15 protein-coding genes are annotated in these 16033 nt (G+C 53.4%); 8 read left to right on the plus strand and 7 right to left on the minus strand.

Annotated features, from left to right (window positions below; translation table 11 throughout):
* Positions 1-58 precede the first annotated feature (58 nt).
* The 5 genes from ssuB to ssuE are packed head-to-tail and all read right to left on the minus strand — an operon-like array spanning position 59 to position 4299.
* Positions 59-829, minus strand: coding sequence for an aliphatic sulfonates ABC transporter ATP-binding protein (gene ssuB / locus HV107_RS18775; protein ID WP_182060325.1), 771 nt, complete (start codon positions 827-829; stop codon positions 59-61).
* The gene (gene ssuC, locus HV107_RS18780; RefSeq protein ID WP_182060326.1) at positions 826-1617 is read right to left on the minus strand and encodes an aliphatic sulfonate ABC transporter permease SsuC; all 792 of its coding nucleotides are present in this window, start codon (positions 1615-1617) and stop codon (positions 826-828) included. The genes ssuB and ssuC overlap by 4 nt, the downstream gene beginning before the upstream one ends.
* A 9-nt stretch (positions 1618-1626) precedes the next feature.
* The gene (ssuD, locus tag HV107_RS18785) at positions 1627-2772 is read right to left on the minus strand and encodes an FMNH2-dependent alkanesulfonate monooxygenase (protein WP_182060327.1); all 1146 of its coding nucleotides are present in this window, start codon (positions 2770-2772) and stop codon (positions 1627-1629) included.
* Entirely contained in the window at positions 2769-3731 is a 963-nt protein-coding gene (locus HV107_RS18790; RefSeq protein WP_220458413.1) for a sulfonate ABC transporter substrate-binding protein, read from the minus strand. The genes ssuD and HV107_RS18790 overlap by 4 nt, the downstream gene beginning before the upstream one ends.
* A complete protein-coding gene (gene ssuE / locus HV107_RS18795) occupies positions 3724-4299 on the minus strand; it encodes an NADPH-dependent FMN reductase (RefSeq protein WP_182060328.1) in 576 nt (191 codons plus the stop codon). The genes HV107_RS18790 and ssuE overlap by 8 nt, the downstream gene beginning before the upstream one ends.
* 248 nt (positions 4300-4547) lie before the next feature.
* Here ssuE and pyrD point away from each other — a divergent pair, with 248 nt between their 5' ends.
* A complete protein-coding gene (gene pyrD, locus HV107_RS18800) occupies positions 4548-5558 on the plus strand; it encodes a quinone-dependent dihydroorotate dehydrogenase (RefSeq protein ID WP_182060329.1) in 1011 nt (336 codons plus the stop codon).
* Between the two features lie 166 nt (positions 5559-5724).
* Entirely contained in the window at positions 5725-6267 is a 543-nt protein-coding gene (gene zapC / locus HV107_RS18805; protein WP_182060330.1) for a cell division protein ZapC, read from the plus strand.
* Here the strand turns inward: zapC and HV107_RS18810 are convergent.
* A complete protein-coding gene (locus tag HV107_RS18810; protein WP_182060331.1) occupies positions 6264-7373 on the minus strand; it encodes a YcbX family protein in 1110 nt (369 codons plus the stop codon). The two genes, zapC and HV107_RS18810, sit on opposite strands and share 4 nt — an antisense overlap.
* Before the next feature lie 98 nt (positions 7374-7471).
* Between HV107_RS18810 and rlmKL the strand changes: the two genes are divergently transcribed.
* The 6 genes from rlmKL to rmf all read left to right on the plus strand — a co-directional run bounded on the left by rlmKL (position 7472) and on the right by rmf (position 15396).
* On the plus strand, positions 7472-9580 hold the full coding sequence (rlmKL, locus tag HV107_RS18815) for a bifunctional 23S rRNA (guanine(2069)-N(7))-methyltransferase RlmK/23S rRNA (guanine(2445)-N(2))-methyltransferase RlmL (protein WP_182063545.1): 2109 nt from the start codon (positions 7472-7474) through the stop codon (positions 9578-9580).
* 11 nt (positions 9581-9591) lie between these two features.
* The gene (locus HV107_RS18820) at positions 9592-11499 is read left to right on the plus strand and encodes an ABC transporter ATP-binding protein (RefSeq protein ID WP_182060332.1); all 1908 of its coding nucleotides are present in this window, start codon (positions 9592-9594) and stop codon (positions 11497-11499) included.
* A 13-nt stretch (positions 11500-11512) separates the two neighbouring features.
* Positions 11513-12766: a membrane integrity-associated transporter subunit PqiA gene (gene pqiA / locus HV107_RS18825; RefSeq protein ID WP_182060333.1), complete on the plus strand. Its 1254-nt coding sequence runs from the start codon at positions 11513-11515 to the stop codon at positions 12764-12766.
* A gap of 4 nt (positions 12767-12770) precedes the next feature.
* Positions 12771-14411, plus strand: coding sequence for an intermembrane transport protein PqiB (pqiB, locus tag HV107_RS18830; RefSeq protein WP_182060334.1), 1641 nt, complete (start codon positions 12771-12773; stop codon positions 14409-14411).
* Positions 14408-14974, plus strand: coding sequence for a membrane integrity-associated transporter subunit PqiC (pqiC, locus tag HV107_RS18835; protein WP_182060335.1), 567 nt, complete (start codon positions 14408-14410; stop codon positions 14972-14974). The genes pqiB and pqiC overlap by 4 nt, the downstream gene beginning before the upstream one ends.
* Positions 14975-15228: 254 nt before the next feature.
* Positions 15229-15396: a ribosome modulation factor gene (gene rmf / locus HV107_RS18840; protein ID WP_014069623.1), complete on the plus strand. Its 168-nt coding sequence runs from the start codon at positions 15229-15231 to the stop codon at positions 15394-15396.
* A gap of 72 nt (positions 15397-15468) precedes the next feature.
* Here the strand turns inward: rmf and fabA are convergent, their stop codons facing one another.
* Complete coding sequence (gene fabA / locus HV107_RS18845) at positions 15469-15987, minus strand: bifunctional 3-hydroxydecanoyl-ACP dehydratase/trans-2-decenoyl-ACP isomerase (protein WP_013097260.1); 519 nt, start codon at positions 15985-15987, stop codon at positions 15469-15471.
* Between the last annotated feature and the right edge of the window lie 46 nt (positions 15988-16033).

The raw sequence follows: 16033 nt of genomic DNA on the forward strand, positions 1-16033 counted from the left end.
GAACAAGTGTTCACTATGTCCCCGGACCGTACAGTGGGAGAGGGCCGGGGTGAGGGCATCAGGCATTAGCCTTTCTTCGCGCTAACTCAGTTCCCCCACGCTTCATCACCCGTTCCAGTACTTCTGCTTCCAGCTCCGCCAGTCTTGCTGACCCCACGCGACGCGGTCGCGGAATATCCACCGTCAGATCCAGCCCAATTTTTCCCTCTTCTATCAGCAGCACACGGTCAGCCATTGCCACGGCTTCGCTGACGTCATGCGTCACCAGCAAGACCGTAAACCCGTGCTCCTGCCATAAAGAGACAATCAAATCCTGCATTTCGATACGGGTCAGGGCATCCAGTGCACCGAGCGGTTCATCAAGCAGCAGCAGGCCGGGGCGGTGAATCAGTGCTCTGGCCAGCGCCACGCGCTGTTTCTGCCCACCTGACAAAGCCGCCGGCCACTCACCCGCGCGATTTTCCAGCCCAACGGCGGCCAGCGCCTGTCTTGCTTCATCCCGCCAGCTACCTTTCAGACCCAGCCCGACGTTGTCGATAACCGTTTTCCACGGCAACAGACGCGCATCCTGGAACATCATGCGGGTATCATCCTGAATATCGGCAAGCGGGGTATTTCCGGCCAACAGCTTGCCGCCGTTGGGCGCTTCCAGCCCGGCTAACAGCCGCAGCAGCGTACTTTTCCCTCCGCCGCTGCGCCCCACAACCGCCACAAATTGCCCGGCGGGGATATGCAGATCCAGTGCGTTAAGAATCGTGTTTTCGCCGTAGCGTTTCGTCACACCGCTGAGCAACAGCGGTGTTCCCTGGTTCAGTCGGGCAGTATTCATGCGTTTGCCTCCTGAGTGTTATAGGCCGGATTCCAGCGTAACCAGATACGTTCAAGCCACTGGGCGCTGACGTCGGCAAGCTTGCCGAGCAGGGCATAAAGAATGATGGCAACCACCACCACGTCTGTTTGCAGAAATTCACGGGCGTTCATCGCCAGATAACCGATACCAGAGTTGGCCGAGATGGTCTCCGCCACAATTAGCGTCAGCCACATCAGCCCGAGCGCAAAGCGCACGCCCACCATAATGGAGGGCAGGGCACCTGGAAGGATCACATGGATAAACAGGGCAAAACCGGATAAACCATAGCTGCGTGCCATCTCCACCAGCCCACGATCGATATTGCGGATACCGTGCCAGGTATTAATGTAAATCGGGAATAGCGTCCCCAGCGCGACAAGAAAAATCTTGGCGCTTTCATCAATGCCAAACCACAAAATAACCAGTGGGATCAAGGCCAGATGCGGCACGTTACGCAGCATCTGGATTGAGGTATCCAGCAAACGCTCGCCCCAGCGAGACAGCCCGCTGATCAGCCCGAGCGTCAGGCCGATGCTCCCGCCAATCGAAAAGCCAATCACCGCACGCCAGGAGCTGATAGCCAGGTGTTGCCATAGTTCGCCACTCACGCTGAGTGACCAGAACGCTTCTACGACGCCCTCCGGGGAGGGCAAAATGCGGCTCGATAACCAGCCGGTTGTAGAGGCCAGTTGCCAGAGCGCCACAATGCCGACGGGCAAAAACCAGGGAGCGGCACGCAGCAGCCATTTTTGTGCAGTAACAGACATCGGCGCTCCTTAGCTTTGCGCAGCTTTTCGCGGAATAAACTCATTGGCGACCGCTTCGCCCTGAAGCTGGAGCGGGCGAGGCTGCGGAATTTCCGGGATGGCGACATCCAGATGCGGGAATAACAACTCTCCCACTTTGTATGCCTCCTCCAGATGCGGATAACCGGAGAGAATAAAGCTGTCGATACCCAGTTCAGCATACTCATTGATGCGTGCCGCGACGGTCGGGCCATCGCCTACCAGCGCGGTGCCTGCGCCGCCGCGAACCAGGCCCACTCCCGCCCACAGATTGGGGCTAATCTCCAGATTTTCGCGCTTGCCGTTATGCAAAGATGCCATCCGGTGCTGGCCCACGGAATCCGTTTTGGCGAAGGCAGCCTGCGCTCTGGCGATGGTGTCCTCATCCAGATGCGAGATCAGCCGGTTGGCCGCCTGCCAGGCTTCCGCATTCGTTTCGCGCACAATCACGTGCAGGCGAATACCAAAACGTACTTTGCGACCATGCGCCGCCGCTTTGGCGCGCACCTGAGCTATTTTTTCTTTAACCAGCTCTGGTGGCTCGCCCCAGGTCAGATAGAGATCGACCTGTTCTGCGGCCAGATCCTGCGCGACATCGGAAGAACCGCCAAAATAGAGCGGTGGGCGCGGCTGCTGCACCGGCGGGAAATAGAGTTTCGCATCCCGAACGTGAACATGTTTGCCGTCATAGGTGACGGTATCCCCTTCCAGCAGGCGTCGCCATACGTGGGTAAATTCCGCCGAAGCTTCATAACGTTCAGTGTGATCCAGAAAAACGCCATCACCCGCCAGCTCCTGCGGATCGCTTCCGGTCACCAGGTTAAACAGGGCGCGCCCATTGGAAAGTCTGTCCAGCGTGGCGGCCTGACGTGCTGCCACGGTAGGGGAGACCACGCTCGGGCGCAGCGCGACCAGGAATTTCAAACGCTGAGTCACCGGGATCATCGACGCGGCCACCAGCCAGGCATCTTCACAGGAACGCCCGGTAGGGATCAGCACACCGGTAAAACCGATGCGGTCTGCTGCCTGGGCTATCTGCTGCAAATAGCCGTGATCGACCGGGCGGGAACCCTCTTCTGTACCAAGATAGTGTCCATCACCATGGGTGGGTAAAAACCAGAAAAGATTCAGACTCATGATTTCGTTCCTTGTGTCGCAGTGGGTTGCCAGATGCGATCGCGTATATTCACCTGTTTTGGAACAAGGTGGTTTTGATAAAAGAGATCGGCGGTTTGTTGCTGAAGCGCTGCCACGTGTGCGTCGACAGGCTTAATGGTGGTGGGTGGACGGTGATCCAGGTAGCTGGCAATAACCGGTTCAGGCAATCCCATGGTTTTGGCCAGCAACGTGATACTTTCCTGGCGCTGGCTTTGCGTCAGTGCATCCGCCTGGGTAAAGGTGTCGAGAACACCCTGAACAAAAGCACCGTTCTTTTCCGCATATGGACGCGCGGCAAGATAGAATGATCCGGTCTGTTTCAGCGTGCTGCCGTCTTTAAGCACCCGCACGCCACCCTGAAGTAACGCCGCCGAGTAATACGGATCCCAGATTGCCCATGCATCAACGTTGCCCTGCTGGAACGCCGCACGGGCATCGGCAGGAGTCAGATAAACCGGTTGAATATCGGTGAATTTAAGCCCGGCCTCCTGCAATGCGCGCAGCAGCAGGTTATGCGAGCTGGAACCTTTCTGGAACGCCACTTTATGACCTTTAAGTTCAGCAACGTTCTTAATGGCGCTATTTTCTGGTACCAGAATCACTTCCGCTTTCGGCTTGGGCGGCTCTACACCGACATACACCAGGTCCGCACCGGCAGCCTGCGCGAAAATAGGCGGAATATCGCCGGTACTGCCCAGATCGATACTGCCCACGTTAAGGGCTTCCAGCATCTGTGGCCCGGCCGGGAATTCCACCCAGGAGAAGGTTGTGTTCGGGAAGCGTTTTTCCAGCAACTGATGACTTTTCGCCAACACCATACTGACGCTGCCTTTCTGATAACCAATGCGCAGACTCTCCGGCGCAGTTTCCGCCGAGTGAGCCAGTGCAGAGAGGGTCAGCAACCCAGCCAGTCCTATGCGGGTTAAGTGTTTAAACATGAGCAACTCCTTGCGGCTGGCTAAATGCAGGTACCTGTACATCGCGGCGGTGCAGGGCCTGCCAGAAGGTTTCCAGCGCGCTGTCCAGGCGGGTTTGCAGATTCGGCGTGAAGTGCGGTTTGTGCTGATAGTCGATAACCTGAGAATCATCAGCAAAGACGCCGTGCAGGATCTCCTGTGCTTTTAACGCACTCAGTACCGGTTTCAGGGCGTAATCAACCGCCAGCAAATGTGCAACCGTACCGCCTGTCGCCAGTGGTAGCACCACTTTGCCGTCCAGCGCGCGTTCTGGCAGCAGGTCGAGTAACGTTTTCAGGGCGCCAGAAAAAGAGGCTTTATATATTGGCGTTGCCACAATTAAACCGTCTGCGCCTTTGAGCTGTTCGATCAGAGTTTTGAGCGCCGGGCTGTCAAAGCGGGCATAAAGCAGGTCTTCCGGGGCGAAGTTGTGCAGATTCCAGTGGCACACTTCGATATCCAGGCTATTCAACTTTTCGCGGGCATATTCCAGTAGCGCACTGGAGCGCGAAGGGAAACGTGGACTTCCTGCCAGGGTAATGACACGCATGTTTGCTCCTTATAACTAATTGTTTGCTTTTATCTAACATTCATAACAATTTTCAGGAGTGTGACACCGAGGGGTTATTCCACTAAATGATTTATCCGCAATTTAAATGCCATAAACTGCATAAGAAGTGTGCTGCGAGGGAAACGATTGCGTTTTGCGCGTTTTTTTTGCCGCAGGTCAATTCCCTTTCCGGGCAGGATCGCACATAATCCCCTCCCGGTTTGCACACCGGGAATCCAGGAGAGTTCATGTACTACCCCTTCGTTCGTAAAGCCCTTTTCCAGCTCGATCCTGAGCGCGCTCATGAATTTACATTCCAGCAATTACGCCGTATTACCGGTACGCCACTGGAAGCACTGGTGCGTCAGAACGTGCCGGAAAAACCTGTGCAGTGCATGGGACTGACCTTCAAGAACCCACTGGGCCTGGCGGCCGGGCTGGACAAAAATGGCGAGTGTATTGATGCCCTCGGTGCGATGGGGTTTGGCTCCATTGAAATCGGGACGGTGACGCCGCGCCCACAGCCGGGTAACGATAAACCGCGCCTGTTCCGCCTGGTCGCTGCCGAGGGGCTGATCAACCGTATGGGCTTTAATAACCTTGGTGTTGATCATCTGGTCGAGAACGTCAAAAAATCGCATTTTGACGGTGTATTAGGCATCAATATTGGCAAAAATAAAGATACGCCAGTTGAGCAAGGTAAAGATGACTATCTGATTTGTATGGAAAAAGTCTATGCCTACGCCGGTTATATCGCGGTGAACATTTCTTCACCAAATACCCCGGGGCTGCGTTCTTTACAATATGGCGAAGCGCTTGACGACCTGCTTAGTGCCATTAAAAATAAGCAAAATGAGTTGCAGGCGATCCACCATAAATATGTGCCAGTCGCGGTTAAGATCGCCCCGGATCTTTCTCCCGAAGAATTGATCCAGGTTGCTGACAGTTTAGTTCGCCATAATATTGATGGTGTGATTGCAACCAATACTACGCTCGATCGTTCTCTGGTTCAGGGAATGAAAAACTGTGACGAGGCCGGTGGCTTAAGTGGCCGTCCGGTACAATTAAAAAGCACCGAAATTATTCGTGCCTTGTCAGCCGAATTAAACGGACGTCTGCCAATTATTGGTGTGGGTGGTATCGACTCTGTCATCGCAGCGCGCGAGAAGATAGCGGCAGGTGCGACTATCGTGCAAATTTATTCCGGCTTTATTTTTAAAGGCCCACAGTTGATTAAAGAAATCGTTACTCACATCTAATCTTTTCTCCCTTATCAGACAACCAGGGCTTTATTTCCAGCCCTGGTTGTTTTATATTCCGTCATTGTTGCTTATTTAAACATTATGGTCTTTTATTATTGATGTTATAAACGAAGCTACAATCAGGACATTTTTAGAACAGGGCGTTTGGGGACGGGAGAGAAAAATGCGAATTAAACCTGACGATAACTGGCGCTGGTATTTTTGCGATGAGCATGACCGCATGATGCTCGATTTAGCCAATGGTATGTTGTTTCGTTCTCGTTTTGCCCGCCGAATGCTGACCCCTGATGCTTTCGCGCCGTCAGGTTTTTGCGTTGACGATGCCGCACTCTATTTCTCGTTTGAAGAGAAATGCCGCGACCTGGAACTCTCTAAAGAGCAGCGCGCTGAGCTGGTATTAAACGCGCTGGTCGCAATCCGTTTTCTGAAACCGCAGATGCCAAAAAGCTGGCATTTTCAGGCGCATGGCATGAGCTGGGAGCCAGTCACCGGGGACGCCGCCAGCGTCAATCTTAGCGATACCGCCGAAGAGGTGAGTTTGCTGGTGGTAGAGCCTGGCGAAAATGCCGCGCTCTGTTTACTGGCGCAACCCGGCGTGACAATCGCCGGGCGGATGATGCAACTAGGTGACGCAATCAAAGTGATGAACGACAGGCTGAAACCCCAACTGCGTGTTGATACCTTCAGCCTCGAGCAGGCCGTTTAAGCTTCCAGCTGTATCGACGTTTTCGGAATACAGCTGCAACACAAAATGGTGCCGTCATCCCCGATGGCCGATTTTTTCAGCGCACTCACTTCACCTTCTACCAGCCTGATGCGACAGCACCCGCAAATCCCGGCGCGGCACGAGTAGGGAACGCGTATTCCCGCTTGTTCCAGCTGTTCAAGTAAAACCTGCTGGTTGTTGCCCCGGATGACTTGCCCTTGCCACTGAATATCCACCACTGAAGTGGGTTCCATTTCGACATCAACAAACTCTTCTTCCTGGCCTGAGCCATACACTTTGGCCGGCCCGCGCGCGAGAATTTCTATCTCATCGCCCACGCGGATCACGCCGCTGGAGCGAGGGATTAAGTTCTGCCCGAAATCAACATCGCCATTATCCTGCGCGGTGCGGAACGACTGAAGGGTTTTCAGCGGCTCGCCGGAAGGGTGTTTTTGTCCTTTTTCCGGGCTAACGGTGGTAAAGATGCAGCGGCTACAGGGTTTCACTACATCAAAAATCACGCTCCCGATGCGGATCACTTTCCAGGTGTCTTCCTCCCAGGCCTCTGTACCAGTAACAACCAGATTCGGGCGGAACTGCTCCATCTGGACACTGGCTTTACAGCGGCTCTGCAAATCCCGAAGCGATGCTTCGTTGGTAAGCAAAAACGGGAAACCATCAGCGAAGGAAAGCGGGACGGCGTCATGGCGCTTGACCCTGCGCGTCAGCTCAGGCCCTACCCAACGCAGCTGCACATCACGTGCGAAGAAACCACTGAGCCAGCGGTTTATTTCATCCGGGGCGATACGCGCGGTAAAATGATTCCCCCACACTTCCGTTGGGGCATCAACAGGCGCAAAATCACTGAACCGGATGACGACGCTTGAGCCGTCTGGTGCGGTCAGGTGTAAACCGTCATGCAGAGGTGAAGGGGTAAAACGAACCATTTGCGGGAACTGGCGTGCAGTAATAAATGTACCGTCAGGCTCGGTGACCATAAAAATACGATCGAAGGCAAATCCGCTCATGTCGGCCAGCGCGTGAGAAACGCCGATGCCGCGCATCGATTTTACCGGATGAATAAAAAGCCTGGATAAAGTCGCCACTGCACACTCCCTGAAATGAAAATAAGCCTTCAACTTTAGGACATACACGCCATATTAGCTATAATGCGCGACAATTTTCTATGAGTAAAAGTGACGATATGAATTCTCTGTTTGCCAGTACGGCCCGTGGGCTGGAAGAGCTGTTAAAAACTGAACTGGAATCCCTCGGCGCACAGGAGTGCCAGGTCGTTCAGGGTGGTGTCCATTTTGAGGGCGACACGCGGCTTATTTACCAGAGCCTGATGTGGAGCCGTCTGGCGTCGCGCATCATGCTGCCGATGAAAGAGTGCAAGGTCTACAGCGATCTTGACCTCTATACCGGTGTACAGATGATCGACTGGACAGAGATCTTCACCCCTGATGCGACCTTTGCGGTGCACTTCAATGGTGTGAACGATGAGATCCGCAACAGCCAGTACGGCGCGCTGCGCGTAAAAGACGCCATAGTGGACTGCTTTACGCGCAAAAATAAGGAACGCCCGAACGTCGATCGTGAAAATCCCGACCTGCGTATCAACGTGTGGCTCAATGGCGATACCGCCAGCATTTCCCTTGATCTGAGCGGTGCAGGTCTGCACCTGCGTGGCTATCGCGACCGCACCGGTATGGCACCGATCAAAGAAACTCTGGCCGCTGCTATTGTGATGCGTTCCGGCTGGCAGCCAGGCACACCGCTGCTCGACCCGATGTGTGGTTCCGGTACGCTGCTGATTGAAGCCGCGATGCTGGCAACTGACCGCGCGCCGGGGCTGCACCGCGGCTATTGGGGATTCAAAGGTTGGGCGCAGCACGATGAAGAAATCTGGAAAGAGGTGAAGGCCGAAGCCCAGACGCGTGCGCGTAAAGGCCTGGCTGACTACACTTCCCATTTCTACGGCTCGGACAGCGACTCTCGCGTAATTGAGCGTGCGCGCAGCAACGCCCGTCGCGCGGGTATCGGTGATCTGGTGACCTTTGAAGTGAAAGACGTTGCTAACCTGACCAATCCGCTGCCGAAAGGCCCATACGGTACGGTTATCAGCAACCCGCCATACGGTGAGCGTCTTGACAGCGAACCCGCACTGATTGCGCTGCACAGCCTGCTGGGTCGCAATATGAAAGACTATTTCGGTGGCTGGAACCTGTCGCTGTTCAGCGCCTCACCGGAATTGCTAAGCTGCCTGCAATTGCGTGCCGACCGCCAGTTTAAAGCGAAAAACGGCCCGCTGGACTGCGTGCAGAAAAACTACCATCTTGCAGAGAAATCCGCCGACAGCAAGCCTTCTGGTGTGGCGGAAGATTACGCCAACCGTCTGCGCAAGAACCTGAAGAAATATGAAAAATGGGCGAAACAGGAAGGTATCGAATGCTATCGCCTGTATGACGCTGATCTGCCGGAATATAACGTGGCCGTCGACCGCTATGCGGACTGGGTCGTGATTCAGGAATATGCACCACCGAAAACCATCGATGCGCAAAAAGCGCGTCAGCGTATGCTGGATGTGATCGCGGCAACCATCGCCGTGCTGGGTATCACGCCGAACAAACTGGTGCTGAAAACCCGTGAACGTCAGAAAGGTAAAAACCAGTACCAGAAGATGAATGAGAAGGGCGACTTTATTGAAGTGGGCGAATATAACGCTCGCCTGTGGGTTAACCTGACCGATTACCTCGATACCGGCCTGTTCCTTGATCACCGTATTGCCCGTCGCATGTTAGGGCAAATGAGCAAGGGCAAAGACTTCCTGAATCTGTTCTCCTACACCGGCAGCGCCAGCGTCCACGCGGGGCTCGGCGGTGCGCGTAGCACCACCACAGTAGATATGTCCCGTACTTATCTGGAGTGGGCGGAACGTAACCTGCGCCTTAACGGGCTGACCGGACGCCAGCATCGCCTGATGCAGGCCGACGTGCTGGGCTGGCTGCGTGATACGGATGAACAGTTCGACCTGATCTTTATCGATCCACCGACCTTCTCCAACTCCAAGCGCATGGAGGATAGCTTTGATGTTCAACGCGATCACCTGCGTCTGATGACCGACCTGAAACGCCTGTTGCGTAAAGGCGGTACCATTATGTTCTCGAACAACAAACGCGGATTCCGCATGGATCACGACGGCCTGACCGCTCTGGGACTGAAAGCACAAGAAATCAGCCAAAAAACGCTGTCTCAGGACTTTGCCCGTAACCGTCAAATTCATAACTGCTGGCTTATCTCCGCGGTCTAAAGGAAAAATAAATGTCACTTATTAGCATGCACGGCGCCTGGCTGTCCTTCAGCGATGCGCCACTTCTCGATGATACTGAACTGCATATTGAAGACAACGAACGCGTCTGTCTGGTAGGTCGCAACGGCGCGGGTAAATCGACGCTGATGAAGATCCTCAACCGTGAACAGGGTCTGGACGATGGGCGTATTGTTTACGAACAGGATCTGATTGTTTCTCGTTTACAGCAGGATCCCCCACGTAACGTGGCGGGTACTGTTTATGATTTCGTTGCGGAAGGGATTTCTGAGCAGGCTGAATACCTGAAGGGTTATCACGAAATTTCACATCTGGTGATGACCGACCCAAGTGAAAAAAACCTCAATGAGATGGCTCGCTTACAGGAACTGCTGGATCATCACGGCCTGTGGCAGCTTGAAAGCCGTATCACTGAAGTGCTGGATCAATTAGGTCTGGATGCAGATATGGAGCTGGCGTCACTTTCCGGCGGCTGGCTGCGTAAAGCGGCGCTCGGACGTGCGCTGGTCAGTGGTCCAAAAGTACTGCTGCTGGACGAACCGACCAACCACCTGGATATCGAAGCTATTGACTGGCTGGAAGGGTTCCTGAAAACCTTTAACGGCACCATTATTTTCATCTCGCACGACCGTTCGTTTATTCGCAATATGGCAACCCGTATTGTCGATCTTGATCGCGGCAAGCTGGTGACTTACCCTGGCGATTACGATACCTATCTGCTGGAAAAAGAAGAAAACCTGCGCGTCGAAGAGCTGCAAAATGCCGAGTTCGATCGCAAACTTGCGCAGGAAGAGGTCTGGATCCGTCAGGGCATCAAGGCGCGTCGTACCCGTAACGAAGGCCGCGTGCGTGCCCTGAAAGCGATGCGTAATGAGCGCAGCGCTCGACGTGAAGTGATGGGCAGCGCGAAAATGCAGGTCGAAGAAGCTTCTCGCTCGGGTAAAATCGTCTTTGAAATGGAAGACGTTAATTACCAGGTTGACGGCAAAGTGCTGGTGAAAGACTTTTCTGCCCAGGTACAACGTGGCGACAAAATTGCCCTTATCGGCCCGAACGGCTGTGGTAAAACCACACTGCTTAAGCTGATGCTGGGTCAGTTGCAGGCCGACAGTGGTCGCGTTCACTGCGGGACGAAGCTCGAAGTGGCTTACTTCGACCAGCACCGTGCGGAGCTGGACCCGGACAGAACGGTGATGGATAACCTGGCGGAAGGCAAGCAAGAGGTGATGGTTAACGGCAAACCGCGCCACGTCCTGGGGTATTTGCAGGACTTCCTGTTCCACCCTAAACGCGCGATGACACCAGTGCGCGCGCTGTCCGGCGGTGAGCGAAATCGCCTGCTGTTGGCGCGTCTGTTCCTGAAGCCAAGTAACCTGTTGATTCTCGATGAACCGACCAACGATCTGGATGTCGAAACGCTGGAATTACTGGAAGAGCTGATTGATGGTTATCAGGGCACGGTGATGCTGGTGAGCCACGATCGTCAGTTCGTCGATAATACCGTGACTGAGTGCTGGATCTTCGAAGGTGAAGGCCGTATTGGGCAGTATGTGGGCGGTTATCACGACGCGCGCGGGCAGCAAACACAATCGCTGGCGCAAAAACAATCAAAGTCCAAAAATGGCCCGGAACCTACTGTAACAAAAGCAGAAACAGCTAAGAAAACATCAGCTAAACTAAGTTATAACCTGCAACGCGAACTGGAAGGCCTGCCTAAACGTCTTGAAGAGCTTGAAGGCGCTCTTGAGGCTCTGCAAATTCAGGTTGCTGATGCTTCATTCTTTACGCAGTCGCACGACTATACTCAGAAAATATTGGCTGACCTCTCCAGTGCTGAACAGGAACTGGAAGAAGCATTTGAGCGCTGGGAGTACCTTGAGTCTCTGAAAAACGGCGCATAAACAGGGATAAAATATGTGTGACCAGCACCATGCCGACAGGCATATATTATGCTCACAATGCGATATGCTCGTTGCGCTGCCTGTGCTGGGTCACGGACATAAGGCAACCTGTCCGCGTTGCGGTGCAACGTTAACGACAGAGTGGGACGCACCCAGGCAGCGTCCTACTGCCTATGCCATAGCTGCTCTGTTTATGCTCCTGCTGTCTAATCTCTTCCCCTTCATTTATATGAAGGTGGGAGGGATAACCAGCCAGGTTGACCTTCTTGAAATTCCTGGTGTGATGTTCTCGGAAGATTACGCCAGCCTCGGAACCTTTTTTCTTCTGTTTGTGCAAATTGTCCCGGCCTCTTGTCTGGTCGTGATTCTGTTGCTGGTCAACCGTGTCCGGATGCCCACGCCTCTTAAAATCAAACTTGCCCGTTTCCTTTTTCAGCTAAAAAGCTGGGGAATGGCCGAGATTTTTCTGGCCGGTATTCTGGTGAGTTTCGTGAAGCTGATGGCCTATGGTGATGTGGGCATCGGCAGCAGCTTTATTCCCTGGTGTCTTTATTGTGTGCTGCAATTGCGTGCGTTTCAGTGCGTAGATCGGCGTTGGGCATGGGACGACATCGCCCCTGCACCCACGCTTGCGCAGACGGTAAAAGTGGGTGTGCCGGGTATCCGTCAGGGACTGCGTTCCTGCTCATGCTGTACCGCAGTGTTGCCTGCCGACCTGGACACGTGTCCGCGTTGCGAAACAAAAGGTTATGTACGGCGTAAAAACAGTCTTCAGTGGACGATGGCGCTGCTGGTTACGTCGATCATGCTTTATCTGCCTGCCAATATTTTGCCCATCATGATCACCGATTTGCTCGGCGATAAAATGCCTTCCACGATTATGGCGGGGGTTATATTGCTTTGGGGTGAGGGGTCTTACCCTGTGGCTCTGGTTATTTTTATCGCCAGTATTATGGTGCCGACGTTAAAAATGATTGCGATTGCCTGGCTCTGTTGGGATGCAAAAGGGCACGGCAGGCGCGACAGTGAGCGAATGCACTTGATTTATGAAGTTGTCGAGTTTGTCGGACGCTGGTCAATGATTGACGTGTTTGTCATCGCCGTTCTTTCCGCGTTGGTGCGGATGGGGGGGCTTATGAATATTTATCCCGCTATGGGAGCGCTGATGTTTGCGTTGGTCGTTATTATGACAATGTTTGCGGCCATGACCTTCGACCCTCGTTTATCGTGGGATCGTGAGCCCGAGTCAAGCCATGAGGAAGAGTAAGAGCATGGAAAATAAGAGTGGAGAGGCTAAAGTGCAGAAGGTCAAAAACTGGTCGCCGGTGTGGATTTTCCCCATCGTGACTGCGCTGATCGGTGCATGGATACTGTTTTACCATTATAGCCATCAGGGGCCAGAAGTGACGCTCATCACCACCAATGCTGAGGGTATTGAGGGGGGGAAGACCACCATCAAGAGCCGTAGCGTGGATGTGGGTGTCGTTGAAAGTGCGACCCTGACCGATGATCTGACCCATGTGGAGATCAAAGCGCGCCTGAATTCCGGTATGGAAAAGCTGATGCACAGTGATTCCGTCTTCTGGGTCGTTAAGCCGCAGGTAGGACGTGAAGGGATCAGCGGTTTAGGCACACTGTTATCGGGCGCCTATATTGAGTTGCAGCCAGGCACGAAAGGGAACCCGCCTGGCCAGTATCAACTGCTGGATTCACCTCCACTCGCGCCACCTGATGCAAAAGGGATCCGCGTCATCCTCGACAGCAAAAAAGCGGGCCAGTTAACGGCGGGCGATCCGGTGCTATTCCGTGGCTATCGTGTCGGTTCCGTTGAGACGAGCACCTTCGATCCACAAAAAAGGTCTATCAGCTATCAGCTGTTTATCAATGCGCCAAATGACCGGCTGGTCACCAGCAACGTCCGTTTCTGGAAAGACAGTGGGATCGCAGTTGATCTTACCTCGGCGGGGATGCGTGTTGAAATGGGTTCGTTGACCACCTTGTTTGGCGGGGGCGTGAGCTTTGATGTGCCGGAAGGGCTGGATCTGGGTCAGCCGGTTGCGGAGAAAACAGCTTTCCGACTCTTTGACGACCAGAAGAGCATTCAGGATGCACTCTATACCGACCATATCGACTTCCTGATGTTCTTTAAAGATTCAGTACGTGGCCTCCAGCCTGGCGCGCCTGTTGAGTTCCGCGGCATTCGCATGGGAACCGTGGGTCAGGTGCCATTCTTTGTTCCAGGACTGCGTCAGGTTCTGGATGACGACTACCGCATTCCGGTGCTGATCCGTATTGAACCTGAGCGTCTGCTTAATCAGATAGGTGAGAATCAGGATATTGGGGCACATATTAACGCGTTGATGGAGCGTGGTCTGCGTGGCTCGCTGAAAACAGGTAACCTGGTGACGGGTGCACTGTATGTTGATATGGACTTCTATCCTAAAGCACCTGCGATAACCGGTATCCGTGAATTTGGTGGTTATAAGATCATTCCAACGGTGAGTAGCGGCCTGGCTCAGATCCAGCAACGTCTGATGGATACACTGGATAAGATTAATAATCTGCCGCTGAATCCAATGATCGAGGCTGCAACAAACTCGCTCAGCGAAAGTCAGGCGACGATGCGCCGACTGCAAACCACGCTGGATAACATCAACAAAATCACCGCAAGCCAGTCCATGCAGCAACTGCCTCAGGATATGCAGAAAACGCTGCGCGAACTTAACCGCAGTATGCAGGGCTTCCAGCCGGGTTCTGCGGCTTACAACAAGATGGTGGCAAACATGCAACGTCTTGATCAGGTATTGCGTGAACTCCAGCCGGTTCTGAAAACGCTCAACGAGAAGAGCAACGCGCTGGTGTTTGAAGCAAAAGATAAAAAGGATCCTGAGCCGAAGAGGGCAAAAGAATGAATAAGTGGCTATTGATGGTTGGCGCTCTGCTTTTAACGGCGTGCAGTTCCGGTGTAGAGAACAAGAGTTACTATCAGCTACCTGTTGCAGCTCAGGCCGGCGGACAAAGCCTGGCAAGCCAGGGAAACCGCCTGTTGTGGGTTGAACAGGTAAACGTGCCTGATTATCTTGCGGGTAACGGCGTGGTCTATCAGACTAGCGATGTTAAGTATGTCATCGCGACAAACAATCTGTGGGCCAGCCCGCTGGATCAGCAGCTGCGAAACACGCTGGTGGCTAACCTCGGAAGCCAGCTTCCTGGTTGGGTTGTCGCCTCGCAACCTCTCGGTACTGACCAGGATACCCTAAACGTCACTGTAACGGGCTTCCACGGCCGTTACGACGGTATGGTAGTGATCAGTGGCGAATGGTTGCTAAACCATCAGGGGCAGCTGATTAAGCGTCCTTTCCATCTTGAAATGAAGCAGCAAAAAGATGGATACGATGAAATGGTGAAAGTCCTGGGACAAGGTTGGGCGCAGGAATCGGCCAGCATCGCCAGAGAGATTTCCCGGCTACCATAAGTAAAATTCATAGTAAAAAGCCGCCGTCAGTCTGGTTCTGATTGCGGCTTTTTTTTCGTTTTGACATCAGGTTGTTACTTGTGCCGGGTCACATTTTTTGTACAAATGATCTTCCGTATAGCTCACAAATATGACACCCGTATGAATTTCGAACATTGACGCTGAGGCATATTCGGGGTATTCGTTATCTGTGCTTGCACACTTTGCAATCACTGTTTTCTTTCCACCAGACAAAAGAATGAGGGAAACGAGGCATGAAGAGACAGAAACGAGATCGCCTGGAACGGGCTCATCAACGTGGTTATCAGGCTGGAATCGCTGGACGCTCAAAAGAAATGTGTCCTTATCAGACGATAAATCAAAGGTCACAATGGCTGGGAGGCTGGCGAGAAGCCATCGGCGACAGGGTACTTATAGCTTGATAACGTCTCTTTAAATAAAGAAACCTCCGCAATGCGGAGGTTTCGCCTTTCCGGGGTTGCTTAAATCAGCAATCAGAACGCAGAAGTGTCCTGGAACAGACCCACTTTCAGATCGTTTGCGGTATAGATCAGACGACCATCTACCAGCACTTCGCCATCCGCCAGGCCCATAATCAGACGACGGTTAACAATGCGCTTGAAGTGAATGCGATAGGTGACTTTCTTCGCAGAAGGCAGAACCTGACCGGTGAATTTCACTTCGCCAACGCCCAGTGCGCGGCCTTTGCCTTCGCCGCCGAGCCAGCCCAGGTAGAAACCAACCAACTGCCACATAGCATCAAGGCCCAGGCAGCCAGGCATTACCGGATCGCCAATAAAGTGGCAACCGAAGAACCACAGATCTGGGTTAATATCGAGTTCTGCTTCTACGTAACCCTTATCGAAGTTGCCGCCGGTTTCGGTCATTTTTACGACACGGTCCATCATCAGCATGTTCGGGGCCGGTAACTGTGGGCCTTTAGCGCCAAACAGTTCACCGCGACCAGAGGCAAGAAGGTCTTCTTTTGTATAGGATTCGCGTTTATCTACCATGTTCTCAATAAGCCTTATTTTAGTGAAGCACGCAGGATAGCTAACA

Source organism: Enterobacter sp. RHBSTW-00175 (assembly GCF_013927005.1).
Taxonomy (GTDB): domain Bacteria; phylum Pseudomonadota; class Gammaproteobacteria; order Enterobacterales; family Enterobacteriaceae; genus Enterobacter.

Excerpts from the sequence above, each read along its gene's own strand:
- ssuB (WP_182060325.1), bottom strand. The coding sequence starts at position 829 with ATGAATACTGCCCGACTGAACCAGGGAACACCGCTGTTGCTCAGCGGT.
- ssuC (WP_182060326.1), bottom strand. The coding sequence starts at position 1,617 with ATGTCTGTTACTGCACAAAAATGGCTGCTGCGTGCCGCTCCCTGGTTT.
- ssuD (WP_182060327.1), bottom strand. The coding sequence starts at position 2,772 with ATGAGTCTGAATCTTTTCTGGTTTTTACCCACCCATGGTGATGGACAC.
- HV107_RS18790 (WP_220458413.1), bottom strand. The coding sequence starts at position 3,731 with ATGTTTAAACACTTAACCCGCATAGGACTGGCTGGGTTGCTGACCCTC.
- ssuE (WP_182060328.1), bottom strand. The coding sequence starts at position 4,299 with ATGCGTGTCATTACCCTGGCAGGAAGTCCACGTTTCCCTTCGCGCTCC.
- pyrD (WP_182060329.1), top strand. The coding sequence starts at position 4,548 with ATGTACTACCCCTTCGTTCGTAAAGCCCTTTTCCAGCTCGATCCTGAG.
- zapC (WP_182060330.1), top strand. The coding sequence starts at position 5,725 with ATGCGAATTAAACCTGACGATAACTGGCGCTGGTATTTTTGCGATGAG.
- rlmKL (WP_182063545.1), top strand. The coding sequence starts at position 7,472 with ATGAATTCTCTGTTTGCCAGTACGGCCCGTGGGCTGGAAGAGCTGTTA.
- HV107_RS18820 (WP_182060332.1), top strand. The coding sequence starts at position 9,592 with ATGTCACTTATTAGCATGCACGGCGCCTGGCTGTCCTTCAGCGATGCG.
- pqiA (WP_182060333.1), top strand. The coding sequence starts at position 11,513 with ATGTGTGACCAGCACCATGCCGACAGGCATATATTATGCTCACAATGC.
- pqiB (WP_182060334.1), top strand. The coding sequence starts at position 12,771 with ATGGAAAATAAGAGTGGAGAGGCTAAAGTGCAGAAGGTCAAAAACTGG.
- pqiC (WP_182060335.1), top strand. The coding sequence starts at position 14,408 with ATGAATAAGTGGCTATTGATGGTTGGCGCTCTGCTTTTAACGGCGTGC.
- rmf (WP_014069623.1), top strand. The coding sequence starts at position 15,229 with ATGAAGAGACAGAAACGAGATCGCCTGGAACGGGCTCATCAACGTGGT.
- fabA (WP_013097260.1), bottom strand. The coding sequence starts at position 15,987 with ATGGTAGATAAACGCGAATCCTATACAAAAGAAGACCTTCTTGCCTCT.